This window comes from Rhodocytophaga aerolata (genome assembly GCF_030503435.1).
GTDB classification, from domain to species: domain Bacteria; phylum Bacteroidota; class Bacteroidia; order Cytophagales; family 172606-1; genus Rhodocytophaga; species Rhodocytophaga aerolata.
Map to the genome: position 1 here is coordinate 174,152 of NZ_JAUKPO010000013.1, position 25,741 is coordinate 199,892.

Annotated in this window: 29 protein-coding genes and 1 tRNA gene; 18 read left to right on the plus strand and 12 right to left on the minus strand. The window is 39.9% G+C overall.

The window, feature by feature from the left end:
* The first annotated feature begins 14 nt into the window (after positions 1–14).
* The 7 genes from Q0590_RS20790 to rplT all read left to right on the plus strand — a co-directional run bounded on the left by Q0590_RS20790 (position 15) and on the right by rplT (position 6,688).
* Positions 15–1,205 carry an XdhC family protein gene (locus Q0590_RS20790; RefSeq protein ID WP_302039527.1) on the plus strand — a complete coding sequence of 397 codons (1,191 nt, stop codon included), beginning with the start codon at positions 15–17 and terminating at the stop codon, positions 1,203–1,205.
* Positions 1,193–1,816, plus strand: coding sequence for a nucleotidyltransferase family protein (locus Q0590_RS20795; RefSeq protein ID WP_302039528.1), 624 nt, complete (start codon positions 1,193–1,195; stop codon positions 1,814–1,816). The genes Q0590_RS20790 and Q0590_RS20795 overlap by 13 nt, the downstream gene beginning before the upstream one ends.
* Before the next feature lie 386 nt (positions 1,817–2,202).
* Positions 2,203–3,333, plus strand: coding sequence for a tetratricopeptide repeat protein (locus Q0590_RS20800; protein WP_302039529.1), 1,131 nt, complete (start codon positions 2,203–2,205; stop codon positions 3,331–3,333).
* Positions 3,330–5,291 carry a threonine--tRNA ligase gene (gene thrS, locus Q0590_RS20805; RefSeq protein ID WP_302039530.1) on the plus strand — a complete coding sequence of 654 codons (1,962 nt, stop codon included), beginning with the start codon at positions 3,330–3,332 and terminating at the stop codon, positions 5,289–5,291. Before Q0590_RS20800 ends, thrS begins: the two co-directional genes overlap by 4 nt.
* A 94-nt stretch (positions 5,292–5,385) precedes the next feature.
* The gene (gene infC / locus Q0590_RS20810; protein WP_302039570.1) at positions 5,386–5,946 is read left to right on the plus strand and encodes a translation initiation factor IF-3; all 561 of its coding nucleotides are present in this window, start codon (positions 5,386–5,388) and stop codon (positions 5,944–5,946) included.
* A gap of 103 nt (positions 5,947–6,049) precedes the next feature.
* A complete protein-coding gene (gene rpmI, locus Q0590_RS20815) occupies positions 6,050–6,244 on the plus strand; it encodes a 50S ribosomal protein L35 (RefSeq protein WP_302039531.1) in 195 nt (64 codons plus the stop codon).
* 99 nt (positions 6,245–6,343) lie between these two features.
* A complete protein-coding gene (gene rplT, locus Q0590_RS20820; RefSeq protein WP_302039532.1) occupies positions 6,344–6,688 on the plus strand; it encodes a 50S ribosomal protein L20 in 345 nt (114 codons plus the stop codon).
* A gap of 584 nt (positions 6,689–7,272) precedes the next feature.
* Here rplT and Q0590_RS20825 read toward each other — a convergent pair.
* Entirely contained in the window at positions 7,273–8,433 is a 1,161-nt protein-coding gene (locus Q0590_RS20825; protein ID WP_302039533.1) for a tyrosine-type recombinase/integrase, read from the minus strand.
* 472 nt (positions 8,434–8,905) lie between these two features.
* On the opposite strand from Q0590_RS20825, the gene Q0590_RS20830 reads away from it, so the two are divergent.
* Complete coding sequence (locus Q0590_RS20830; protein WP_302039534.1) at positions 8,906–10,168, plus strand: protoporphyrinogen/coproporphyrinogen oxidase; 1,263 nt, start codon at positions 8,906–8,908, stop codon at positions 10,166–10,168.
* 7 nt (positions 10,169–10,175) lie between these two features.
* On the opposite strand, the gene Q0590_RS20835 is transcribed toward Q0590_RS20830, so the two are convergent.
* From Q0590_RS20835 to Q0590_RS20845, 3 genes are all read right to left on the minus strand, one after another.
* The gene (locus Q0590_RS20835) at positions 10,176–10,619 is read right to left on the minus strand and encodes a GNAT family N-acetyltransferase (RefSeq protein ID WP_302039535.1); all 444 of its coding nucleotides are present in this window, start codon (positions 10,617–10,619) and stop codon (positions 10,176–10,178) included.
* 78 nt (positions 10,620–10,697) lie between these two features.
* Positions 10,698–12,053, minus strand: coding sequence for a T9SS type A sorting domain-containing protein (locus Q0590_RS20840; RefSeq protein WP_302039536.1), 1,356 nt, complete (start codon positions 12,051–12,053; stop codon positions 10,698–10,700).
* On the minus strand, positions 12,022–12,975 hold the full coding sequence (locus Q0590_RS20845; protein ID WP_302039537.1) for a PhoH family protein: 954 nt from the start codon (positions 12,973–12,975) through the stop codon (positions 12,022–12,024). Before Q0590_RS20845 ends, Q0590_RS20840 begins: the two co-directional genes overlap by 32 nt.
* A gap of 210 nt (positions 12,976–13,185) precedes the next feature.
* Here Q0590_RS20845 and Q0590_RS20850 point away from each other — a divergent pair, with 210 nt between their 5' ends.
* The 3 genes from Q0590_RS20850 to Q0590_RS20860 all read left to right on the plus strand — a co-directional run bounded on the left by Q0590_RS20850 (position 13,186) and on the right by Q0590_RS20860 (position 14,584).
* The gene (locus tag Q0590_RS20850) at positions 13,186–13,488 is read left to right on the plus strand and encodes a putative quinol monooxygenase (RefSeq protein WP_302039538.1); all 303 of its coding nucleotides are present in this window, start codon (positions 13,186–13,188) and stop codon (positions 13,486–13,488) included.
* A gap of 66 nt (positions 13,489–13,554) precedes the next feature.
* Positions 13,555–13,638, plus strand: a tRNA-Leu gene (locus Q0590_RS20855).
* 73 nt (positions 13,639–13,711) lie between these two features.
* Positions 13,712–14,584 carry an aldose 1-epimerase family protein gene (locus Q0590_RS20860; RefSeq protein ID WP_302039539.1) on the plus strand — a complete coding sequence of 291 codons (873 nt, stop codon included), beginning with the start codon at positions 13,712–13,714 and terminating at the stop codon, positions 14,582–14,584.
* A gap of 10 nt (positions 14,585–14,594) precedes the next feature.
* Here the strand turns inward: Q0590_RS20860 and Q0590_RS20865 are convergent, their stop codons facing one another.
* Positions 14,595–15,056: a DUF4268 domain-containing protein gene (locus Q0590_RS20865; protein WP_302039540.1), complete on the minus strand. Its 462-nt coding sequence runs from the start codon at positions 15,054–15,056 to the stop codon at positions 14,595–14,597.
* 147 nt (positions 15,057–15,203) lie between these two features.
* Here Q0590_RS20865 and Q0590_RS20870 point away from each other — a divergent pair, with 147 nt between their 5' ends.
* Positions 15,204–15,911 carry a YebC/PmpR family DNA-binding transcriptional regulator gene (locus Q0590_RS20870; protein WP_302039541.1) on the plus strand — a complete coding sequence of 236 codons (708 nt, stop codon included), beginning with the start codon at positions 15,204–15,206 and terminating at the stop codon, positions 15,909–15,911.
* A 55-nt stretch (positions 15,912–15,966) separates the two neighbouring features.
* Positions 15,967–16,830, plus strand: coding sequence for a substrate-binding domain-containing protein (locus Q0590_RS20875; protein WP_302039542.1), 864 nt, complete (start codon positions 15,967–15,969; stop codon positions 16,828–16,830).
* Positions 16,831–16,846: 16 nt separating this feature from the next.
* On the opposite strand, the gene Q0590_RS20880 is transcribed toward Q0590_RS20875, so the two are convergent.
* Positions 16,847–17,170: a hypothetical protein gene (locus Q0590_RS20880; protein WP_302039543.1), complete on the minus strand. Its 324-nt coding sequence runs from the start codon at positions 17,168–17,170 to the stop codon at positions 16,847–16,849.
* Positions 17,171–17,463: 293 nt separating this feature from the next.
* Here Q0590_RS20880 and Q0590_RS20885 point away from each other — a divergent pair, with 293 nt between their 5' ends.
* Positions 17,464–17,808, plus strand: coding sequence for a hypothetical protein (locus Q0590_RS20885; protein ID WP_302039544.1), 345 nt, complete (start codon positions 17,464–17,466; stop codon positions 17,806–17,808).
* A gap of 34 nt (positions 17,809–17,842) precedes the next feature.
* Here Q0590_RS20885 and Q0590_RS20890 read toward each other — a convergent pair whose 3' ends face one another.
* The 6 genes from Q0590_RS20890 to Q0590_RS20915 all read right to left on the minus strand — a co-directional run bounded on the left by Q0590_RS20890 (position 17,843) and on the right by Q0590_RS20915 (position 21,990).
* Complete coding sequence (locus Q0590_RS20890) at positions 17,843–18,208, minus strand: hypothetical protein (protein ID WP_302039545.1); 366 nt, start codon at positions 18,206–18,208, stop codon at positions 17,843–17,845.
* Positions 18,209–18,223: 15 nt separating this feature from the next.
* Positions 18,224–18,823 carry an RNA polymerase sigma factor gene (locus tag Q0590_RS20895; RefSeq protein WP_302039546.1) on the minus strand — a complete coding sequence of 200 codons (600 nt, stop codon included), beginning with the start codon at positions 18,821–18,823 and terminating at the stop codon, positions 18,224–18,226.
* 267 nt (positions 18,824–19,090) lie between these two features.
* The gene (locus Q0590_RS20900; protein ID WP_302039547.1) at positions 19,091–19,612 is read right to left on the minus strand and encodes a DUF2911 domain-containing protein; all 522 of its coding nucleotides are present in this window, start codon (positions 19,610–19,612) and stop codon (positions 19,091–19,093) included.
* A gap of 81 nt (positions 19,613–19,693) precedes the next feature.
* Positions 19,694–21,010 carry a gluconate:H+ symporter gene (locus tag Q0590_RS20905; RefSeq protein ID WP_302039548.1) on the minus strand — a complete coding sequence of 439 codons (1,317 nt, stop codon included), beginning with the start codon at positions 21,008–21,010 and terminating at the stop codon, positions 19,694–19,696.
* 26 nt (positions 21,011–21,036) lie between these two features.
* Complete coding sequence (locus Q0590_RS20910; protein WP_302039549.1) at positions 21,037–21,426, minus strand: hypothetical protein; 390 nt, start codon at positions 21,424–21,426, stop codon at positions 21,037–21,039.
* 15 nt (positions 21,427–21,441) lie between these two features.
* Positions 21,442–21,990, minus strand: a complete 549-nt coding sequence (locus Q0590_RS20915) for an NUDIX domain-containing protein (protein ID WP_302039550.1) — start codon at positions 21,988–21,990, stop codon at positions 21,442–21,444.
* A 404-nt stretch (positions 21,991–22,394) separates the two neighbouring features.
* Here Q0590_RS20915 and rnhB point away from each other — a divergent pair, with 404 nt between their 5' ends.
* From rnhB to Q0590_RS20935, 4 genes are all read left to right on the plus strand, one after another.
* Positions 22,395–22,979 carry a ribonuclease HII gene (rnhB, locus tag Q0590_RS20920; protein WP_302039551.1) on the plus strand — a complete coding sequence of 195 codons (585 nt, stop codon included), beginning with the start codon at positions 22,395–22,397 and terminating at the stop codon, positions 22,977–22,979.
* A gap of 72 nt (positions 22,980–23,051) precedes the next feature.
* Positions 23,052–24,170, plus strand: coding sequence for a glycine cleavage system aminomethyltransferase GcvT (gene gcvT, locus Q0590_RS20925; protein WP_302039552.1), 1,119 nt, complete (start codon positions 23,052–23,054; stop codon positions 24,168–24,170).
* Positions 24,171–24,222: 52 nt separating this feature from the next.
* Positions 24,223–24,939 carry a 2-phosphosulfolactate phosphatase gene (locus Q0590_RS20930; RefSeq protein WP_302039553.1) on the plus strand — a complete coding sequence of 239 codons (717 nt, stop codon included), beginning with the start codon at positions 24,223–24,225 and terminating at the stop codon, positions 24,937–24,939.
* Between the two features lie 190 nt (positions 24,940–25,129).
* The gene (locus Q0590_RS20935) at positions 25,130–25,696 is read left to right on the plus strand and encodes a hypothetical protein (RefSeq protein WP_302039554.1); all 567 of its coding nucleotides are present in this window, start codon (positions 25,130–25,132) and stop codon (positions 25,694–25,696) included.
* Positions 25,697–25,741 lie beyond the last annotated feature (45 nt).

Genomic DNA, 25,741 nt, shown 5'->3' on the forward strand with positions numbered 1-25,741 from the left:
TTCCCATTACCGATATGAAAGAGCTGAAAAGATTAATTGAGGTATATGACAAAATTGATTTTACCCAGCGCAAAGCTGCTTTAGCATCTGTAGTTAAGTTATATGGTTCCTCTTACCGCAGGCCAGGTGCCCGTATGCTTATAACTGACGATGGACGGTGGGAGGGAGCTATCAGTGGAGGTTGCTTAGAGGGAGATGCCTTGAGAAAAGCCCGGCAGGTAATGTCAAGTGGAAAACCAATGGTTGTCACCTATGATACCATGGATGATAATAACAGCAGTTTTGGAATAGGTTTGGGCTGCAACGGGATTATTGATGTGTTGATTGAACCAGTGGTTCCAGATACTTCCTCCAATCCTTTCTATTTATTTAAAAATTTTGCAGAAACGACAAACCGGGAAATAGCCGTATTAGTTACCGTGGCAAAAACAGCGGATGCTACTACCGTTCCTTTGGCCACTCGCTGGTTGGTTCAAAACGATGGTTCCCTGATTCAGCACACAGGTCAGGCGTTACCTACCCAATTGCAGCAGGCAATTAATCTTGCACTGCAAGGAGAGAAGCCTGCTTACGGAAACTTTCTGCTAAACAATACAGAAGTCGAGGTATTTTTAGAGATCATGCATCCAGGAATACAATTACTGGTATTTGGGGGAGGCTATGATGCAATTCCTTTAGTGAATCTGGCAAAAGATATAGGGATGCGGGTTATAGTTACTGACGATTGTATTGCCCATCTGGCTCCGCTGCGATTTCCGAAAGCCGATACGATTAAGCAAGTAGACCGCCATCAGATCCCAGGTAATCTACCCCTTACCAGACATACAGCCGTGGTTCTTATTTCCCACAATTATAAGTATGATCTGGCCGTTCTGACGCAACTCCTGGAAACGGATGTTCCCTACATTGGTATTCTTGGCCCCAGAAAACGTACAGATAAAATGCTGACGGAATACGAGGTAGCAGGAAAAACATTTGCAGACCAACAACTTGAAAAAATATACAGCCCGGTAGGTCTGGATATCGGCGCTGAAACACCTGAGGAAATAGCTCTCTCTATTGTCAGTGAAATTCAAGCTTTTTTTACTCGTAAGTCTGGTGGAAACCTTAAAAATAAACAAGGCTATATCCATGACCGTGCCGGTGAAATGGATATAGTTGTATCTGCACGTGACTATACCATTGGAGACACATGTGCCCTCTAACTAAAAAATCATCTATAGGCCTCATCATTCTGGCTGCCGGAGCATCGTCCCGTATGGGTAAACCCAAACAGTTACTCCCTTTCAGCGGCCATAGTCTGATTCAGCACATGGTGGAAAGTGGGCTTACTTCCAGATGTTTTCCGGTTGTGGTGGTGTTGGGTGCGAATGCATCCCTAATTAAACTTGAGATTGCTGAACTTCCGGTTTTTGTAACAGAAAATCCCCAATGGGCAGATGGAATGGGATCATCCATCCGTGCAGGCATGGAGATGCTTCTTACTGTAAACCCCCATGTAGAAGGTGTACTCATTATGTTATGCGATCAGCCGTATGTTAAAGCTACCCTGCTCAACCATTTTATAGAAGAATACCAGACTACCCGAAAACCACTGATAGCCTCTTCTTATGCAGATACCTTAGGGGTCCCTGCCTTTTTTCATAAAATGTATTTTCCTGTGTTACAGCAACTAACAGGGCAGGAGGGAGCCAGAAGGATTATTGCCAGTGCGTCAGAGGTACATACCATTCCTTTCCCAGAAGGAAAAGTAGATATTGATACTCCAGAAGACTACCTGAACTTAAGTGCCGACAGCAAGACAGACGTACTATAGGTAACCGGAAAAATTCAAGTTATGGCTGTTTTATCCGCCGGGCATGTAATTTTTATAGAAAATAGGCTGCACTCTTTCATAAGCAACCAGGTTGTTGGACCGTACTTTCGTATTAACTTTCAATTCAGCGATAAATAGTTTGCTAAATCCGGCAAAGGCATGCAGTTATGGATAGTAAAAAGGCTATAAAATCATACTATGGTCTAGTTGCTTACCTTACTTGATATGTATCCGGTAGAATTACCAGCAGAATGAAATGTGAGATAGTTGCTGATTTTCAATAAATCCCTTGCTGCTTAATTGATATTTTTGCGGTGTATAGAAACTTTCAAAATTGTTAACATACATTGGAAAATTTTAAGAATTATTTTGTTGTAATAAAATATATGCATCAAAATAGTATAAAGAATATTGCCTTGCTTATTGCAGGAGTTATTTTATGGACTTCTTGCCAGCCGCATGAGCAACGGGACACCCATATTCCTCCTTTACCGGAAGGGGAGTCTGCTACCTATAAGGTGCAATTGCAAGTATTGACTGACGCCATTGATGATTATCCGAATAACGGCGATTTCTTTTATAAGCGGGCGCATTTATATCACAGCCATGAGCAGTGGACACCTGCCCTGGACGATATAAGCCAGGCGATAGAATTAGACCCAAATAATGGGAAATATTATTTGCTGAGGGCTCGTTTGCATCAGCGGTTACAACATCCCGAACAAGCCTATGTGGATATACAAAAAGCAGAAAAACTCCAGGTACAATCCACAGATTTCTACACATTACTTGGGGAGTTGTATGCTATGCGTAAAGAGTACGACAAAGCTGGCGAAGCCTTAGATAAGTCTTTAGAAACAGCTCCCTATAATGGCTTAGCGTTCTATTGGAAAGGAGCCATTGCTGCAGAAACAGGCGATACAGCGGTAGCTTTAAAATATTTAACAGCTGCCATGCAATATCAACCCGGAAACGTAGAAACCTACGACCGCCTGGCGAGTATATTACAAGCTAAAAGAGATACATTAGCCGCCAAGAAGTATGTGTTACAAGGGTTACAGCTTTCTCCTTCACACGCCGGTCTTCACTATAAACTTGGCAATGTATACATGACCAGCGGCAGACTAGATAGCGCCAAAATTCACTACCGCAAAGCGTTGGAACAGAATTCTTCATTAATTCAGGCTAGCTACCGGTTGGGAGAAATCTATATGCTCGAAAAAAATTATCAGGAAGCAATCAATACGTTTACCCAGTTGCATGCCCACGATAAAAAATTGCCTGATATTTATTTTCTCACAGGGCTGAGTTATGAGCGGATAGGTAACAAAGAAGAAGCCTTAGCCCACTATCAGCAAGCGATGGAAATTAATAGCAACAACCCGAAATTACAGAAACAGTATGCTAATTTAAAATGGGCTATTGAACATCCCATTCAAAAACCTGCTATATTGCAACCATTGGAACTATTACCTTCCATTACACCTGAAATAAAACCGAACCAAGAACAAGAATGATTACCGGTGAACAAGAAAAAATAAAAATAACGCTTCCGGATGGAAGTAAGCGGGAACTCCCCAAAGGAAGTACCAGCATGGATTTGGCTTTGCAGATAAGCGAAGGACTAGCCAGGAATGTATTAGCTGCGAAAGTGAATGGAGAAGTATGGGATGCTACCCGGCCTATTGAAAAAGATGCCGCTGTGCAATTGTTAACCTGGAATGATACGGAAGGCAAAGCTACATTCTGGCATTCATCTGCGCACTTAATGGCAGAGGCTTTGGAAGCACTCTATCCTGGTATAAAATTTGGTATTGGCCCGGCCATAGAAAACGGGTACTACTATGATGTGGATTTTGGCGGAAAAGCTTTTTCACAAGACGACTTTAAAGCCATAGAAGATAAAATGCTGGAACTTGCCAGGCAGAAAAGTGACTATATCCGTAAACCAGTAAGTAAAGCTGATGCCATAGCCTATTTTAAAGATAAAGGCGATGAGTATAAACTAGATCTGATTGAGGGGTTAGAAGATGGCAGTATTACCTTCTATACCCAGGGTAACTTTGTAGATCTTTGCCGTGGTCCCCATATTCCGAACACTGGGTTTATCAAAGCGGCCAAATTAATGAACGTGGCGGGAGCTTACTGGCGTGGCGATGAAAAAAACAAACAGCTTACCCGTATCTATGGTATTACGTTTCCGAAGCAAAAGGAGCTTATAGACTACCTAACTTTGCTGGAAGAAGCTAAGAAACGCGATCACCGGAAATTAGGGAAAGAGCTGGAATTGTTTACGTTCTCAGAAAAAGTAGGCATGGGCTTGCCTTTGTGGTTGCCAAAGGGTACAGCCCTTCGCGAACGGTTAGAGCAGTTTTTGCGGAAAGCTCAAGTAAAAGCCGGGTATTCTCCGGTAGTTACGCCTCATATTGGTAGCAAACAGCTTTATGTTACCTCTGGCCACTGGGATAAATATGGCAAAGATTCTTTTCAACCCATCCATACACCGGATGAGGATGAGGAGTTTTTGTTAAAACCCATGAACTGCCCACATCATTGCGAAATATATAAAGCGAAACCTCGGTCATATAAAGATTTGCCTTTACGTCTCGCTGAATTTGGTACCGTTTACCGCTACGAACAAAGTGGCGAATTACACGGGTTAACCAGAGTAAGAGGATTTACCCAGGATGATGCCCACATATTCTGCCGTCCTGAACAAGTAAAAGAAGAGTTTATTAAAGTAATAGACCTGGTTTTATACGTGTTCAGAGCTTTAGGATTTGATGATTACACTGCCCAAATTTCTCTGCGTCACCAGACAGAACGTGAAAAGTATATCGGCGATGAGGCGCAGTGGGAAAAAGCAGAACAGGAAATAATGGAAGCAGCCAGCGAACGGGGGTTAAGAACAGTAATTGCCTTTGGAGAGGCTGCTTTTTATGGCCCGAAATTGGATTTTATGGTGAAAGATGCCTTGGGCAGGAAATGGCAGTTAGGCACCATACAAGTAGATTATCAGTTACCCAACCGGTTTGAGTTAGAGTATGTAGGGTCGGATAACCAGCGTCATCGACCGGTAATGATTCACCGGGCACCTTTTGGCTCATTAGAACGTTTTGTAGCTGTATTGATTGAACACTGTGCGGGAAACTTCCCGCTTTGGTTATCTCCTGAGCAAATTGCCGTGCTTCCAATATCTGAAAAATTTGCTGCCTACGCACAAAAAGTTTATACAATGCTGGAAGAAAAAGACATCCGGGGTTTTATCGATAACCGGGATGAGAAAATAGGACGTAAAATCCGGGATGCGGAGGTGAGCAAAGTGCCTTTTATGCTTATTGTCGGAGAGAAAGAGCAGGAGGAGGGAAAAGTTTCAGTCAGAAAACATGGTCAAGGAGATCTGGGTAGTTTTACTCTGGAAGATTTTGCAAAGTATTTCCAGAATGAAGCCAGCATTCAGCCTGTATCCGCCTGACAAACAAAAAAATACAAATAGCATTTTAATTATTTCAAAATTAATCTGATATTTGCAAACTTAAATAGTGTATAAAACAAAAAAGGAGGTAAACATCAATAGACCACAGAGACCTTATAGCCCTCGGGGGAGGGCTGAGGAGCCGTACAAAATTAATGAGCTGATCAGAGTGCCCAAGGTGCGTGTAGTAGGCGAGAACGTAGAACAAGGTGTTTATGATACCAAACAAGCACTAGCCATGGCGAAAGCTCAACAACTAGACTTGGTAGAAATATCACCGAATGCCGATCCGCCTGTTTGTAAAATCACCGATTACTCAAAATTCAAATATGAGCAGAAGAAAAAGCAGAAGGAGCTAAAAGCCAAAGCTCAGAAAGTAGTAGTGAAAGAGATCCGGTTTGGCCCTAATACTGATGAACATGATTTTGAATTTAAGCTCAAGCATGCGATTAATTTCCTGAAAGAAGGAGCCAAAGTGCGTGCATATGTACATTTTGTGGGAAGAACCATTGTATTTAAGGAAAGAGGAGAGATTTTATTATTAAAATTTGCCCAAGCCCTTGAAGAGCATGCAAAAGTAGATGAGTTGCCTAAACTGGAAGGCAAGCGGATGATACTCATGTTGTCGCCAAAGCCGGTCAGTCAGAAAAAATAGACTACTGATATTTTAATGTGCTGACAGGTAGCATAAAATGTATGCAACCATATTCAGCACATTAAATTTTTAATACACAATTCACCATTTATTCAGTAAAACGATGCCAAAGTTAAAAACAAATTCAGGTGCCAAAAAGCGTTTTAAGCTTACTGGTACTGGCAAAATCAAAAGAAAGCATGCTTTCAAAAGCCATATCCTGACAAAAAAGACAACCAAACAGAAAAGACGTTTAACGCATGCTACACTGGTAAGTGAAGCTGATGAACGCAGAGTAAAACAAATGCTTGTATTATAACTTATAATACACCTTAGGTTTATTAATTATTTTATGTTTCACCCGGTACCTGGCTTTAAGTACAAAGATTGTCGCCAGTTATCAAAAAATTAACAAAAAATGCCAAGATCAGTAAATGCGGTAGCTTCCAGAGCCCGCAGAAAAAAAATTATAAAAGCTGCCAAAGGATATTTTGGTAGAAGAAAAAATGTATTAACTGTCGCAAAAAATGCGGTTGATAAAGCCATGGTTTATTCAACCCGCGACAGAAAAGTTAAGAAGAGAGATTTCAGAGCATTGTGGATTCAAAGAATTAATGCAGCCGTACGGCAAGAAGGACTTTCGTATTCTCAATTTATTGGTAAGTTGAACCAAGCAAATATTGGGTTAAATAGAAAAGTATTAGCTGACCTAGCAATGAATCATCCAGCTGCTTTTAAAGCAATTGTAAGTAAAGTAGCGTAGTTTAATATACTTAATTAACAGAGAGCAGAAAAGAGTATTCTTTTCTGCTTTTTTTATGCAGTAGAAAATAGTGATTTACTGTTGTAAATTTATTAAAGTTCGATTTTGTTTGATTGCTGATTGTGTTTTGGTCGACAAATGGTTATGTTACATTTGTAATTAAGTTAATTATTAAATTATACTTCCTCATTTTTATACACTTACTGATATAAATGTATATCCTGTTACATGGTTAGATAAGCTTTAACAGTTCTGAAAAGAGACAATGTTAAACCGTATTAAATCAGTTTCATTTTTTGAAGGTAGCTACAAACTTTATTGAGGCGTACTGGTGTATATTTGTTACACACACTAAAGGCCACTACCAATTTAGGCAATTATACTTTTTTATTGCTACACAGCTGTATAGTTAATACATGCTAAATAGTCCGTAGAAGCAACAGATACAAGCCTCTCAAAATTTATAAGCGAAGTAGGTAGCATTACTAAAAGTTCAAGAAAAAATAATAGACATAAGTAAAACCATCAGTATAGATTTAGGTTCTTTTTCTATACTGATGATTCTACCTCATCTTGGTATTATATTACCATTCCCTCTGTTCAAGCTCGTGTTTCAGGCCGAGTCCTAACCTTTCCAGATAGCTGTTAGTCATCTCCATATTCTGATGGCGAATATGAATTTGTAATGTCTTTATATCTATACCTGCTTTGTAAGCATTGACTACACCAGTATGCCTCCAGGAATAGAGCGTTACATCTTTTTGTTTAATTCCACAAGCCTGCAACACTTTCCGGTGCATTTCACTAACATAGGTAGGATAGATTTTATGCCTCCCAGGCAATAAGTTTCTGGAAAAAACATAATCATCCGGATCATACTTATCTAACCGCATTGGGGCAATTTCAGCCAGTAATAGTTTGGGAATAGTTACAGGCTCTTCTTTCCGGTTTGTACTGATTTCAGCCGGCACCAGAATCTGTTTGTTTTTCAGATCAAAATCCTTGATTTTTAACTGTACCAGCTCACTTGGACGTAAAAATGTGAAATACAAAAATCTGGTAAATTTGTATAAGGGCAGATTATTATCTAACAGATACTTCTCTATGGTTAACCGTTGATGAAAATTAAGGGCTACATTTTTACATGATTCTTCAGGTAAAATTTCCACAGCATGACATGGATTTTCTTTCAATACTTCCTGTCTGATAAGAATGTTAAATGCAGTAGTTAACCTTTGTAAATAGTTGTTGTAGGTTGTGTTCCCAATACCTTTTTCAATTTTGAGCCAGTTTAGAAAAAGTATAATATGCTCCTCGTTTACTTCTGTAATTGGTGTGTTGGCAAAATCAGTACGGTTAACCCAGTCTTTAAAAATATTCAGGAAGCTGCGGTAGGTTTGAACAGTACGGTTACGGTCGCTGTTTAACTTTGTAACAATGGCTGATTCAATGCCCTGCGCAAATGTAAAGCGTGGGGCACTGATATGAGCAGTTTTTACAGTCAACGGCTTAAACGTATGTCCGGCATCTGCTTTTTCCTGAATTTCTTTTATTACTTCTCGGGCCCATTCTTCTCGGGCATTGGCTGTTTTTAAAGCGGAAGGTGCAAAAAGCTGCTTTCTCTGCAGTTCTGATTTGTCAGCGTTCCAGGCATAATACTCTACGTACCAGCGTTTGTCCAGGTCTCCCTTTCGGTTTACCAGGCGGGCAACTTGATAGCTTTTGTCATGGGAATTGGAATTCATACATAATAGGAGTTTAGTAATGGTTTAAGCAATAAAAATGCCTCCATAACAGAAGTTAAAGAGGCTAGTATTCCAAGACAACTTTGTAGAATGTTGTTTAGTAATAAGGTAATTTTTGTTGCGTTTTGTATGATCAAATACTTTCTAAAATTGAAGCGTTGAACATGAGAGGAACGAAAGGTTTCTATAAAAATTGCACAAAGAACCTGTTCATTAAATTTTTTTCCTCTATGCAAATTATCATCTTATTCAGGGAATTGCAATAAAAACCTGATATAAATTAGTGCTTGCCAAGCAAAAAACTATTAGTTCCGATTGCCTTGGGAAGTAGTTCGTTTCTTTCGTAAGAGTATGAAAATGCACCTCGCTGCAGGTAGTACATATCTATTTTAAAGTATGAATTCAACAGCATGTCAATAAAACAATTTCCATATATAATGATTATATAGAGTAGTTACTTATTTACGAGAAAATGTCACATCATTCAGTAATCATAATAGGAGCAGGAATTGCAGGCCTCACGTGCGCTACGTATTTAGAGCGGCAATCAGTGCCATTTGTCATGCTTGAAGCAGCAGAAGAGGTAGGAGGAAGAGTCCGGACTGACCTGGTGGATGGATTTCAGTTAGACAGAGGTTTTCAAATATTTTTAACGTCTTATCCTGAAGCAAAGCAGATATTATCGTATGATGCATTGCAATTCCAACCATTCCGTTCTGGCGCAATTATCAGAAAGGAAGGCCGTTTTTTGCAATTGGTAAATCCGCTGAAAGAGCCATTAGCTGCCATACCCGATCTGATTACACCTATTGGATCATTGCTGGACAAAATAAAAATTTTAAAGCTGGTAGCTGAACTGAAAGCAAAAACAATTGACGAAATCTTCAGCCAACCAGATAGCCGTACTAAACATTTTCTGCAAAAGTACGGCTTCAGCGAAAAGATTATCCAACAATTTTTTCAACCTTTTTTTGGTGGGGTATTCTTAGAAAGGGAGTTAAGTACTTCTAGTAACTTTTTTCAGTTTGTTTTCAAACAATTTGCTGTTTCAGATGCGGTGCTTCCAATGAAAGGTATACAGGCAATTCCAAAGCAGTTAGTTGCTAAATTGCCGGCTGGCAGTATTAGAAAAGGGATAGCCGTAAAATTGGTGAAGGACAATCAGGTATATCTCTCGAATGGAGAGGTGCTGACTGCAGATTGTGTTGTGATGGCCGTAGATGCGACTTCAGTGAACAAATTACTAGGCAAAAATCAGGAGTATGCATTTAATGATACAACATGTGTCTATTTTAATGCGCCTCATTCGCCGTTAGAAACACCCATGTTGGTTATTAACAGCGATGAAACAAGCCTGGTCAATCATGTATGTGTACCAAGTGATATTGCTCCAGCCTATGCCCCTGCGGGTAAATCGCTGATTTCGGTCAATATTATAAAACCTTATTCTTTTGGAGAAGAGGAATTGATCAAGCAGGTTAGGGCTGAGTTAACTCAATGGTTTGGTGAACAGGTACATACCTGGCAACATCTAAGAACCTATTCTATACCTCAAGCTCTCCCATCCTACACACCAGACACCCAATATGACCCGAGAGTGAAACAATCAGATACTCTTTATACCTGTGGTGATTACACGGCTTACCCTTCATTGAATGGAGCTATGCAAAGTGGGAGAGAGGTGGCAGGTTTAGTAGCGGAAAAAATAAAAGGAACTCTGACAAGCAACAGGTAGATAATTATTAGGCGAGGCCAGGTTTACGAATCATTTTGAAGTGTTGTATATTGCATTCTTCAAACATATCGCCAACCGGCTCAAACCCGAATTTACGGTAAAGCGGCATAGCTGAAAGTTGTCCATGCAGATATAATATTTTACCCTGTGCAACGGGCTGTAATTGGATATCAGCTAGTACAGCCCGAACTAAGGCAGAGCCAACACATCTGCCTCTGAATTCCTTCAATACAGCAAAACGTTCCAGTTTTATTCCTTTATCTGTATATCGCCACCTGGCGGTACCGCAAGGAATACCATCTGCAAACGCCAGAAAATGCCTGGAAGAAGTTTCAAATTCATCGTATTCCGCATTGGCGGGTACCTGTTGCTCATGGACAAACACAGTTTCCCGTATGCGGTAGGCAATTTCTTGATGTTGCGGTTGGGTAATATGAATTACTTCTATCAAAGGAGTATGTGGTTAGATGTGCGGTTAACAGAAAAATTCACAGAAAAGATGTATGCGATCAATTCTTATAGAAAAATCTTATAACTCTTTCTTTACCATCAATTTCACCGTGTTGGTTTGATTATCCGAGGCGACTCTGACAAAATACAAGCCGTTGGGTATAGAGCGAACGTCCAGGGATAGCCTATTACCGGAGAGTGAATACGAAACTGTATTCATTGTTCTTCCTACAATATCAACAACTTCAATTTTGATATTGGAAAGATCACTGTAATTGACATAGATATTAGCGAAATCTTTTGCAGGATTAGGGCCTATATGCACTGTATTGTCTTCAGCCGATTTGAATGCTTCGCTTGATCGACGTACCAACTCTGCCCGTCTGGGACTTACTTCCATAACTAAACGAATACGTTCCTTTTGATTTTGGGTGAACACATTCATACATAAGTCAGGCGAATAGTCTAAAAAATTTTCAATCATGTTCCGTATTTCTGTACCAGAGCAGGTTGAAAACAGATCGGTGCAGGAGGTTGTATTATTTGGACCAGAAGCTTCGGGGGTATCTTCACAATAATCGTTTCCGCAGTCATCGTCTCCCCAGGTGTGCAGCAAACCCAGCCAGTGAGCTACTTCATGAGTAGTCGTTCGTCCATCCCCATACACTTTAGAGGTAACAGTACCTGTACGCCTGCCAAAATTGGTATGGTTGATTACCACACCATCTGTTTTTTCCAATCCGCCAATAGGGGAGAGGCCAGGTACATCGTTTACATCTGGAAACTGGGCATATCCTAAATACTTATTTTTTAGTGAAGTTACCCATATATTCAGATACCGGTTGCTTGGCCAGTAAGAAATGGCTTTTAGTTTCTGATCATCTGTATTGATGTCGAAAGAGGCTTGTTCATCAAATACCCGCACAATTCCAGTAGTTGGGTTTCCATTTGGGTCCAGGCTTGCCAGGTGAAACTCAATATTTACGTCTGCACCCACCGGGTCTGTATTAAACCCATTTGTTCCTTCTTTGCGCCTATAGTCTTCATTTAATACTTCAAGCTGAGAAAGAATTTGCTCATCAGAAATATTTCCGTTGTTTGCCCCACCAACATATCCGCTTCTGGTATTATGTATTACATGGATAACAACCGGAATAATAATAGTCGTTTCTGTTGCATTGGTACGCAGATGAGCTCTGTTTACGGCCTTGCTACGAGCCTGTATGACCATCTGGTTTAATTTATCACGGTGTTGCCCCAGACCAGGATACCTGGCATGTAGTAAAGAATCGTACTGAGGGGTAAGACACCGGGGATCTACTTGACTATAGCCATTTGTTTGGCTAACCAAGATGAATCCCCAGAGTAGACTAAAAATAAGGCAGAAGTTTGTATAAGGTGTATTACTTCTTCTCTTCATTTTCAGCTTGATCATATGCTTGAATTATTTCTTTGACTAAGCGGTGACGAACCACATCTTTGGCATCCAATTCCACAAATCCGATACCTTTTACATTCTTCAGTACTTTAATGGCTTCCACCAGGCCAGATTTATGATGACGAGGCAAGTCTACCTGAGATCTGTCACCAGTAACGATCACTTTAGAATTTGGACCCATACGTGTCAGGAACATTTTCATTTGCATAGGTGTGGTGTTTTGTGCCTCATCCAGCAAGATAAATGCATTATTCAGCGTTCGGCCACGCATATAGGCCAGGGGCGCAATTTCAATGATGCGGTTTTCCTGATAATACTTGAGTTTTTCACTTGGAATCATATCATCCAAGGCATCATATATCGGGCGCAAATACGGATCTATCTTTTCCTTTAAATCACCAGGTAAAAAACCCAGATTCTCTCCGGCCTCTACGGCAGGACGGGTAATAATAATCTTTTTAACTTCCTTGTTCTTTAAAGCTTTTACAGCCAAGGCAACAGATATATACGTTTTTCCAGTACCGGCAGGCCCCAAAGCAAAAACCAAGTCATGCTGATCGGCACTCTCTACCAAGGTTTTTTGATTGGCTGTTTTTGGTTTAATTACAGAGCCCTTTGTCCCATAAAGAAGTATATCCTCTTCGTTGGTATGCTGTACATTTACTTCATCTTTCTGAATATAATTTAAAACATTCTCCTGGGTTACTCTGCCATATTTATGATAATGATCCAGAAGAGAATTTAAGATATCGTTAATCTTAATTATTTCAGGCGTACTACCTTTTATTCTGATTTCATTACCCCTGGAAATAATCCGGCTGCTAGGAAAAGCAGCAGCTACTTCTTTAATATTGTTGTTTTCTACGCCCAGAAAATCGATCAATGAGATATTTTCCAGTGTTATTACTTTTTCTACCAATGTATCTAGTTAAGGGTTAATAGTTAGTTAAATAAGCCGACTGCCTGTTGAAACAGAAAAGCAAATCAAAAATTAGCTATTTTTGTTTAAACCACCAAATATGACGTGAGAACTGTCACAGGCTATCATTTTCATACGGTAGCCAGCACCTCTCAAACATAGCTACTGCATATTTTGTTCACACTCAAGTTAATTGCTTTTAAGAAATAAATGATCACTCGCTTAGTAAAAATGACCTTTCAGGTTGACCAGATCAATACCTTTATTCAGCTTTTTGAACAATCGAAATACAAGATTAGGCAATTTTCTGGTTGTTTGCATCTGGAGTTATTAAGGGATAGTAACAAAGCAACTATTTTTTATACCTATAGCATCTGGACAGATGAAGATGCTTTGGAACAATACAGAAAATCGGAATTTTTCAGAACTACTTGGGCACAAACTAAAGTATTATTTGAGTCAAAGCCTGAAGCTGTTTCTCTGTACCAAGTATCCAACACAGATGAACTATAAAAATTGATAAAATAATTTGCAGGTTAGACATAATGCATTAGTTTTGCACACCCAATTCCAATAAATGCCCAGGTGGCGGAATCGGTAGACGCGTTGGTCTCAAACACCAATGGGGTCACACCCGTGCCGGTTCGACTCCGGCCCTGGGTACATTTTAAGCCTCTAATTTTAGAATTAGAGGCTTTTGTTTTTATATTGTTAGCTCATATCATACCAACTAAAGATGATAACCTTAGAAAATGATTACTTAAAAGTCTCTATCTCAGAAAAAGGGGCAGAACTGCATTCGCTGTATGATAAAGTTGCTAATACGGAACAACTCTGGCAAGCCGATCCGTCGGTATGGGCATGGCATGCACCTAATTTGTTTCCAGTGGTAGGTGGTTGTATAGATAACACTTTATTTATAGACGGAAAAACATTCACAATGGACAGACATGGTTTTGCACGCCAGTCTACATTTACCTTGCTTGCTTCTGATAGCACGCATGCTCTGTTTGATTTGTCTTATTCATCTGACACCCTTCTTCACTATCCCTTTAAGTTTCAATTTCAATTATCTTATAAACTGAATGAGAAGAAGTTATTTATTACTTACCGGGTTATTAATCAAGATGAGCAAGTAATCTGGTTTTCGGTGGGCGGTCACCCAGCTTTCAAAGTGCCATTCTATGAAGGCGAAAAATATACTGATTATTATCTGTCATTTCCGGAAGATACGCAATTAACCAGGCATTTGCTGGGAGATTCCGGGTTGTTTAATGGTAAAACAGAAGTAGTGCCCTTGACTGAACAAAAGTTATTCTTAACGAAAGATCTTTTCAGTAAAGATGCACTGGTGTTTAAAGACCTGCATTCCCGTAACGTTCAATTAAAAAGCACTTTACATACTAAATCTCTAAGTCTGGCCTTTCCGGATTTTGAGTATTTAGGCATCTGGGCTAAACCAGGAGCGGATTTTGTTTGCATAGAACCCTGGCTAGGCTGTGCAGATACCGAAGATAGACGGGTAGATATTTCAGAAAAAGAAGCCATCCAAAAACTTAATGCAGGCAACACGTTTGAAGCAACTTACACCATTGAACTTACCAATTAATCAGACTTATTTATAAAAGACCGTCAAAGCTGTATTTGGCATTGCTCCAAAATTCATCTAAAGCGATGATACGGGGCTTGAAAAAAGAAATTAATTGAGGCCAGTCGTCTTGATTAAAAACACTTACCTGGGTTATTTCTGCAAAAATCCGGCTGATTGTTTTGTCATTTTCGTCTCTAGTGTGTAGTACCCATACCCATTGTTCCTGTAAATGATTGTGGAGTAAATTTTTTAACTCAGCAAACTGCTCAAAAAACAGCTCCTGAATATCCGGATCAGGATGGGTAAGTTCAATAGCAATAGAAGCTTTTTTATTGCCGGCCTCCATTTTGAAATACACATGTTTTAACCCAGTTTTATAGTTTGACCAGTTTACTTTCGTGCCTTCGGCTGAGGGGACCGGGGCCATATATTGTCCAAAAGCAGTCCAGAAAGCTTGCCGGAGTTGTGTGGCTTGTTCTCGGGTATACATGTAAAATGAATTGAGTTGCCCAACATGAAGAAAAGCTAATAGATGAAGTAAATTAATTAGCATTCCCCCTGCATCAATGCATATTAACATTTATCTTTGCCAAAAATATCCAATAAACTAAAGTATATTTTATAATCATCGTATAGTATGGGAAGAGCATTTGAATTCAGGAGAGCCCGCAAAGAAAAAAGATGGGACTGGATGGCCAAAACTTTTACTAAAATAGGAAAAGAGATATCTATTGCCGTAAAGCAAGGCGGTTCTGATCCGGAAAATAATCCAAGGTTGCGCACGCTCATTCAAAATGCCAAAACCAATAACATGCCCAAAGACCGGGTGGAATCTGCTATCAAACGTGCGGCGTCTAAAGATGACAAAGGGTATGAAGAGGTAATTTATGAAGGGTATGGCCCCTATGGTGTAGCTATTTTAGTAGAAACTGCAACCGATAATCCCACGCGGACCGTAGCAAATATCCGGATGTATTTTAACAGGGGAGGAGGAACACTTGGTAAAACCGGTTCGCTGGACTTTATTTTTACCCGCAAAGGCGTATTCAGAATTGATGCCAACGGAATCGATAAGGAAGAGCTGGAGTTTGAAATGATCGATCATGGATTGGATGAAATAGAACAAGAAGAGAATGAGCTTGTTATATATACCCCCTTTGCCGATTTTGCCAGAATGCAGAAGTTTCTGGAGGAGAAACAAATCCCGGTAAAAAGTGCAGAACTCAAGCGGATTCCCAATACTTCTGTGGCTCTTAATGCCGAGCAGGAAGATGAAATAATGGAATTAATAGAAAAGTTTGAGCAAGACGACGATGTGCAGGCAGTATACCATAATGTATCTTAAAAAAAGATAACCCGTTTAGATGATGGTAAACTGTTTTCGTTTAATTTTTATATAAATGATTGATCCCGTACATTTTAGAATTGGAGGTGTACCAGAACACTTTAATTTGCCCTGGCATCTGGCCATTGACGAAGGATGGTTTGAAAAAGAATCGATACAGTTAATCTGGAAAGACTATCCCGGAGGCACTGGGGCCATGGCCAAGGATTTGCGGAGTGGCGAATTGGATATAGCCGTTTTGCTGACAGAGGGGATAGTGGCAGATATTGCGAAAGGGAATCCGTCTAAAATTGTCAGCATGTATGTGCAATCTCCATTAATATGGGGCATCCATGTGCCGGCAACTTCCTCCTTTACTAACATAGAACAGATGCAAGGAAAACGGTATGCGATCAGCCGGATGGGTTCAGGCTCTCACCTGATGGCTTATGTAGATGCCAGGCAGCGGGGATGGCAGTTAACAGAAGAACAACTGGTAATTGTGGGAGACTTAAATGGAGCCAGAGAAGCTTTTAAAATGAATACGGCTGACATTTTCATGTGGGAACGTTTTATGACCCAACCTTTTGTAGATAAAGGAGAGTTTCGCAGGCTAGGAGAATGTCCCACACCATGGCCCTGTTTTGTTATAGCTGCCCGCCAGGAAATTATTAACCAGTTTGGACACCAGGTAGAGAAACTATTGAAGGTAATTTTTCAGGCCAGCAAGCGGTTTATGGAAGATGAAACGTCTCCCGGTTTAGTTGCTCGGAATTTTGGTTTGAGTATGCAAGATGCTGCTACCTGGTTTGCACTTACAAAATGGGCACAAACCTCTCATGTTCCGGAATCAATCTTGTTAAATGTTGCAAATACCTTACTGGAGTTGCACTTAGTTGAAAAGCCTCTGGAAAGTAGCCAGGTTTACCAACGGATTTAGCCGATTGTGGGAAAAATTAGTTTTGTTCAAGGGTCATTTGCAACAAAACCAAGCTATACAATAACTCAGATTGGATATACTCAAAAGCCTGGGCTTTCTCCTGTTCCGATTTTGAATCCCAGTATTCTTTTACATGTTTTTCAGTTAATACTTTTAAATCGCCTATCATATCAAGCTTAAAAGCAGGATAAAAAAAATCGGTAGGTTTATCTGTTTTGCTGATCAGATCGATTAAAGAGGGGATAAATATACTCACCACACTCACACTTTTTTCGTTGTGTTCCAGGGCTGCAACACAATCTTTCATGGATTTCACTTGCTTTACCACTTCTTCTTGCATATGGCTTAGTGAGTTAGTGAAGTTTTCAAAACATACTATTTAAACGCTCCCACCCAAAGGAAAGTTATAGTAAGTTATTTGACTCCAGCAAGTTAGCTAACTTGTATGATATAGATATTATCTCTTCATCAAGGAATTATTAATTACACAGTTATTTATTTCTTACATATAGCTCCTCAAAGCCAAATACTTACGGTTATTACTTTACATAATTAAAATGTATCTATGAAAAGTTAAACTTTCCGTTTAGGGTAATTCAAAAACACACTTATTAAACACTAAATATTTTCTTGATGATCGAATCTATGGGACAATATATTTTACAGGCGAAAGATGACCACTCTTCTGTTATTTCCATTCAGACGAATGATCTGTTATATGTCCAATTACCTTTTGCATCTGAGGAGCCTGAAAAAGGACCGGTCTATCGGACTAATCTGAGGGTGATTTTAGATAAACGTTACAAAGATGAAGTAGATTGGCAGACTACAGAGTCTAAAAAAATTATTGTGCTGGCTAATCAAAAACAGTACATATTTACGGAGGTAGTCAAAATCAAAGAAATAGAATCCGGGTTCGATTATCAGTACTATCTGATTCTTGCATTTGATTGCAGGGAAAAAGTACAAATAGCCTGAAAATTGAGCAATAAATCCTACCTGTTTTTCTTCACTAATTGGCAGTGGCGCTTTCTGTAGCCGTTTGCTGCTTCCGCTGCCAGCTGCTGCATTTGCTGGCACATATACTTTTTATGCGCTCCCGCTGCTCCGGGGGCATAGAGGCTAGTTTCTCTTCAAATTTTTTCTGCCAGTAACCTCCACGCTGGTAATTTTTGTAGGACCAAGGCCTAAAGCTGAAGGTTATCATCCGCACTAATAATAATAAGCCCAGTGATTGCCAGTAACTTATTTTGGGGCCATTAAATATCTCTGGTATCAGGCTGTTCCATAATAGCATAATTAGTAAACTCAAAGCCAGAAGACTAATGCCAAAAATGAATAAAATTTTTACTAACCGTATGCTCCGCTGTCTTTTCATAACCACTGATAAAGATTAACCATGAATATTTTTTATAATATCTTGATAGGTACGTTCCAGATGTTTTCTTAGAAATAACACGGCATACCTTTTTCTAGAGAGTAGTGTATTAACGGCTACCCCTGTTTGTTCTGCTATTTCTTTAAAACTTTTTCCCTCCAGCTCATGCAAAACGAATACTTCTTTTTGCTCGGCAGGAAGTTTTTCCAAAGCAACCGCAAATTCTTCCCAAATCACCTCCCGCAGATACATATTTTCAGGATTATCGCCCGGTTCATACAAAAGATCAATCACCGTATAGGCCGGATCATCTTCCATATCGGAGCCAGAAAGGTTATCCAGCAATACAGGTTTGTGCTTCCGGTACCGGTCTATAATCTTGTTCCGTGCAACCCTAAAGAGCCAAGCCGTTACATGTTCAATAGGCGTGAGTATATTGAAGCTTTCCACAAAATGATAAAATACATCCTGGAGTATATCTTCTGCATCAGCCGTATTGGATACACGTTTTTTTATGAAGTCAAGCAGCCGTTTGCGTTCCTGTATAAAAGCATTGCCTACAGTTTGTTCTCTGTATAGCTGATATTCTGTATGTAGCGTTAATGAAGATTTCATGGGCCGGGTAGGGTTCTATCAGGATAGACGAATGGTTGGCCGGTATATTGTATAAATTCAGATTTTTATAGATTGGCTGCTTAATTTTTATATCTCAGTGCTCATAAAAATCAGCTATTGCTATCAGGTTTGTTTGTTAGTTATTTTTTTCGCAAGCTGCTCCTTCATTCAGGAATAGGCAATAAAACCGGAGAAAGTGAGAAAGAGAACGGATAGAATGATAGTAAAAAGGCTGTAAACAGAGTTACAGCCTTCTATAAACTAGATTTACTTTTGTTTTACCGGCACAGCTACCATTACATCTCCCCACATCATAACCAGATCTGAGCTGTTGGATTTATCATCCACTTTAATGGTAAACTTTTCCTCAGTCTTGGGAGCTTTTTTGGCAGGAACGTTAACTCGAACCAAATCTTTAGATTCATCATAGCTATAAGCCCCCCATTTCTGCCAGTCGTTGTTCAGGATTACTGTCCATTCTTTTTCGGTAGGAATTGTGAACAAGGCATACGTTCCAGCTTTTACATCTTTACCTCCAAATTGTACATCTTTGGTAAAAGTGATTTTGGTTGTACTGTCAGCTCCAGTGCGCCAAACTTTGCCATATGGGGCAAGGTCGGTTCCTAGTTTGCGGTTTCTTAACGAAGGCTGATTGTACCTGATTTTTACAAATTTTCCTTCAACTGTTGATTTAGGGCTTTGGGTGTTTTCTTTAGCTTGAGCTTGGGTGTAAGAGTTGAATGTAAGTACCATCAAGCAAGCCATCAGAAAGATTCCTAGTTTTTTCATACTATTTTTTGTTTTAGTAATGGTTTTAGCAAATATAAGTATTCTGTAGAATAAAAAAACAGCACTTTCTCTGACTTTCGCTTATAAAAAAATATTCAACAACAATACGCCTAGCAAACCCATTACAGAGACAATGGTTTCCATCAGGGTCCAGGATGAAAAGGTTTGTGGGAGTGTTAAGCCAAAGTATTCTTTAAACATCCAGAAACCAGGATCATTTACATGGGACAGCATCAAACTGCCGGCACCGGTAGCAAGGACCATTAATTCAGGATTTGCTCCAGTGCTTTGCATAACCGGTAAAACAATGCCTGCGGCTGTTAAACCCGCTACCGTAGCCGAACCCAGGCAAACCCTAAGCAACGCACTGATACTCCAGGCAAGTACTAAGGGGGAAAAATTACTTTCTTTTCCTAGTTCGGCAATATAGGTTCCTACGCCTGAGTCTACTAATACTTGTTTCAAGGCACCACCACCTCCGATAATAAGTAAGATCATCGCTATACCAGTAATAGCACTGCTGATAATTTGCATTACTTCCGGCATGGTTTTTCCACGGTTCAGTCCTAAGGTAAAAATAGCCACCAGCACAGCTACCAATAAAGCAATTACCGGATCGCCAATAAATGTTATAATGGGTTTAAGTTCTGAACTATCGGGTATAAATACATTGATTAGGGATGCAACCGCCATCAATAAGATAGGTACTAAGGCCGTAAAAAGGCTGATCCCATAGCCGGGCAGTTCATCTTCTTCAAATTTTTTTATCTTATAAAGTCCCTCTGGCGGATTGGCCTGTATGCCTTTTAAAAAGCTGGCAAATACTGGTCCGGCCAACACGATGGTAGGAATGGCTAGAATGATTCCGTAAACTAAAGTTAACCCGATATCAGCTTTAAAAATAACGGCGATAGCAGTCGGGCCAGGATGAGGAGGCAGAAATCCATGCGTTACAGAAAGCGCAGCAGCCATGGGCATACCTACATACACAAGTGGCAGACCGGTAGAAGCAGCTAATGTAAACACAATAGGAATAAGCAGTACAAAGCCGGCATTGTAAAACAGAGGAATCCCTACGACAAATCCTGTAATCACCATGGCCCAGTGAATTCTGGCTACTCCAAAGCTTTTAATAAGCCTGAAAGTTATCCGTTGAGCTGCACCGCTTTCGGCCACCAGGTTGCCTAACATGGCACCAAAACCAATAATTAAGGCTAGTGAACCAAGCGTACTTCCAACCCCGTTTTGGATCGATGTAATAACAGCTGCCGGGGTCATGCCCTCTGCAATGCCTACTGCCATCGATGCCAGGATAAGTGCTAAGAATGCATTCAGTTTAAATCCGATCATTAATAGCAGTAAGAACAATACACCAAAAACAACAATGACTAACGGCATGAGATGTGAGTTTAGGAGGGTTTGTTTTAAATAATATCTGGTTTAATAAATGTATCTGTTAAGCGTTGAATCAGTAAGCCGGTTAAGCGTTTTTGCAAGGCTATCCGATTTGATAGAAAAATCGTGTATTCTTGTTCTGTAAAATGCCCGATGATGCAGCCCATTAATGTATGCCGGATGGGCAAATCCTTTTTTATGGCATTTTCTATAGTTACCCGCTGTTTAAAGGCATTCATGGAAGATAAGGCAATGGATTTTTCTTCCAGATAGTGAGTGAATATGGCTATCAACAGGTGATGCTGAAGTTTGAGAATAGGCCTCAAACTTGTGTTAGCGAAGTATTCTTCTTCTAGCGTTTTTTCTGAATTTAGCTCTAGTACAGGCCGTAATTGGAGCAATTGCTGATCTCGCTGCATAAGAGGTGAAGGCAATTATAGGTTTAACAGGCGAGCTACCTTTAGAATACCGGCTACACTGATGGCATCTGTTATCTTATTATCCATCACCATGTCTACTGCTTCCTTTAAATGTACCTTCCGGATAGCCAAATCTTCGGTTTCTTCAAATGCTGTATCTCCGGCGGTTAATTCTTCGGCTAAAAAAATATACCCATCTTCATCTGTAACCGAATTGGAAGTATGTATATGAGCAATAAATGTCCATCTGTTTGCCGTAAATCCGGTTTCTTCCTGCAATTCGCGTTTAGCAGATTCCAAAGGCTCTATGCCTATTGGGCCTCCTCCCATAGGTATTTCCCAGGAATACTCATTTAAGGTGTAGCGGTACTGGCCAACGAGATACGTATAGCCTTCCTTATCGATAGGAATAATGCCAATGGCCTTATTTTTCATGTGAATTACGCCATAGATGCCATGGCCCCCACCAGGATTGATTATCTGGTCTTCCCGGATACTAATCCAGGGATTTTCATAAATATGTTGAGTAGAGAGAGTTTGCCAAGGATTTTTATGTATGTCCATGTTTCAAAATAAGTAAATAGCCTGACACAATCCAAAAGCAATCTCAACCAGAACATAAAATATCCGTTCAAAGGGGATAGGCTATACACAATTATTCCGGATTTATGAATCTTACTCCTACAGGCATTTTTATCTTGCTATTGACCATTATTTATCTTGTTATCATTATTCTGGACTTATTGCTTAATTTTCTGGGATTTGAAAGGCATATAGCTATCGGGCAAATTATTCTCTGCTTGGTTATTATTGGCGCAGTATTTATGTTATTCAAAAGAAGATTAAGGTAACAATAGCTGACTGGTTCTATTGCATCTGAATAGAGAATTCATAGCTGATGTGAAAGTTTAGTATAAATTAAATAGTTTTGCGAAGTTTTAGTAGAAACTTCAAGCCTGTAAACCTATTTGTTAAAATCTGCTTATACTGACAATTTAACCGAAGCCGGATTAGATGAAGCCGGAAGAGGGTGCCTGGCAGGCCCGGTTATGGCTGCAGCTGTTATACTTCCTAAAGATTTTTTCCATCCTTACCTAACCGATTCCAAACAACTCTCCAGGAAACAGCGTGATATCTTCCGGGTGCAAATAGAAAAGGAAGCCATCAGCTGGTCGGTAGCACAAGTATCTAGCCTGGAAATAGATCAAATAAACATTCTCAATGCCAGTTTTCTGGCCATGCACCGGGCAGTAGATACCCTACTTGTGCAACCCGAATTATTATTAGTCGATGGCAACCGTTTTACTACGTATCCCTTTATCCCTCATATTTGTATCGTAAAAGGAGATGCCAAGTATTTTGCTATTGCGGCAGCTTCTGTACTGGCCAAAACCCACCGAGACGAACTTATGGAACAATTGGCTAAAGAGTGTCCGCACTATGGCTGGGAGAAGAATGCCGCTTATCCTACGGTTTATCACCGGAAAGCAATCCAGCAACATGGAATAACTCCCTATCACCGCTTGAGCTTTAATTTAAAGGAATTATCATAAGCCATAAAAAATGTTTTACTTTGTAACTGGTAATTTTCATAAGCTCAATACCAATTAGTAAACAACTAGCCAATGATTTCAGATAACACGTTGAAAAAAGTCCCTTTGCATGATAAACATGTAGAGCTTGGAGCCAAGATGGTGCCCTTTGCAGGGTATTATATGCCGGTCCGCTATTCGTCAGATATAGAAGAGCACACGACTGTCAGGAATGGGGTAGGCGTGTTTGATGTTTCGCACATGGGAGAGTTTCTTATCAGCGGTCCACAGGCTTTGCCGCTGATACAGAAGGTAACCACAAACGATGCCGCTAAATTAGTAGATGGCAAAATTCAATATTCTTGTTTACCAAATGATTGGGGAGGGATCGTAGATGATTTGCTCGTGTACCGTATAGCTGAAGAGGAATACATGCTGGTGGTGAATGCATCTAATATAGAAAAAGACTGGAACTGGATTCAATCTCAGAATACCGAAGGTGCGCAGATGATTAATATTTCGGATCAAACATGTCTGTTTGCTGTTCAGGGTCCTAAGGCTTCTCAAGCTCTGCATTCATTAACTGAAGTGAATCTGGCTGGCATGGACTATTACACATTCGTGAAAGCAACCTTTGCTGGAATAGAAGATATACTTATTTCGGCTACCGGTTATACCGGAGCCGGCGGATTTGAAATTTATGTGCCCAATGAGTATGCCTTACTGGTTTGGGAAAAAATTTTCGCTGCAGGAGCACCCTACGATATCAAACCTATCGGCCTTGGAGCAAGGGATACCTTACGGCTGGAAATGGGATTCTGCCTGTATGGGAATGATATAGATGATACAACTTCTCCTCTAGAGGCAGGATTAGGTTGGATTACAAAGTTTACCAAAGAATTTACAAATGTTAAACATTTTCAGGATCAGAAAACCACTGGCTTGCAGAAAAAACTGGTTGCTTTTCAAATGATAGACAGAGGCATCCCCAGAAGCCATTATGAAATTGTGAATGAAAAAGGAGAAAATATCGGAGTAGTTACTTCAGGCACCCAGTCTCCTTCCCTAAGCATTGGTATTGGTATGGGTTACGTGAAGTCAGCGTATAGCCAGCCTGATTCAGAATTCTATATAGTGGTGCGAAATAAGCCTTTAAAGGCAAAAGTTGTAAAATTACCATTCTATAAAAAAGCACCTTCTTCTGCTTCCTAAAACAGTTATTTTATAAAACACAGACATTACCATATTCCTTACACAACATTCCATGAAACTAATTGATATATGTCTTACGCCTGAACTTTTGCATTTGTATAGTGTAAAGGACAGAGTAGTTGTAGTAGTAGATATTCTACGGGCAACTTCATGTATGACAACCGCCTTTGCCCATGGGGTAGAAAAAATTATTCCAGTAGCTACTCTAGAGGAATGCAGAGCATTGCAAAACCAGGGCCTTTTAGCTGCTGCGGAACGGGATGCAAAAAAAGCCGATGGTTTCGATTTAGATAATTCGCCATTTAGCTATATGGATGAGAAATTAATTGGGCAAACCATTGCCATGACTACCACAAACGGCACGCAAGCAATTACTAAATCTAAAGAAGCTATTCAGGTAATTATTGGATCGTTCTTGAATAAAACCGCTATTATTAATTATCTGCAGTCCCAGCCCCACCATGTGTTAATTCTGTGTGCCGGATGGAAGGGTAGGGTAAACCTGGAAGATACGCTGTTTGCAGGTGCCGTAGCCGATGAATTGCGCGATGGATTCACTATTGAAGATGATGCATCGCTTGGGGCACTCACTATTTATTCTTGTATGAAGTACAATATGTTGAAGTCAATGGCATCATCTTCGCATGTAAAACGCTTACATAGGCTTAATCTGGCAAAAGATATTGAATTCTGCATCAGAGAAGACTTATATAATGTAATACCTGTTTTGGAAGGAGATGGGTTAGTCAAAATGAAACTCCCTTACTAGTTTGTTGATATAAATATAGTTATGTTAAGTAGAGAAGATATTCATTTGTGCATAAAATCAACAAACTATATCAGTTGGTACATATGTAGTAAATATCCATTACCTTTATTTAGTGCCTGTTAACAAATTAGTATACTGTGAGTTATTTTACGCTTAATAAACTCATTGCATTTCCTGATACTATAAAACAATGAAATATTTTTTCATACTGCTAATCAGTATACTCATTCTAGGTGAAGGTTGCCGGCCTCCCAGATGCCCTTTGCCTAATTGTTATGTGCGGATGAAACACCGCCATGGAGGAGAGAACTGGAAAGCCGCTTCCGCACCTTCCGATTTCGATCCAGACCGCAATCCTAATGCTAACCGCGGAAAAGAATTCAGAGGGGTGCCTTGGTGGAAGAAAAATAAGAATCCTAAAATTGGTGACGGATATAAACCTGGGTATAAATACGATTACCGGAAGCCTAAGCCTAAAAAGCAACGGAAAAAGAAAGATTTACCAGAAGAGCAAGCGCCTGCAATGGAAGAAGATCAGCTAAGCGAAGAAGAGTCAATGGAGGGCGACCAACCCAAGGAAGAAGGAGACATATCAGCGCAACCTCAGGAAGAAAGTGTTACCGAACAGGAACCTAAAAAGAAGAAAGGTTTGTTTAGAAAAAGGGAGAAAAAAGAAAAGCAAAAAGATGCTGAAAAACCTGTAATTGAAGAGCCTGAAGAGGAGAAAAAACAAGAAAAAGAGGCAGACGGATTTTAAAGCAAAACACTATTTCTTAGTAGCTTTTTCTCATTGTATTATCAT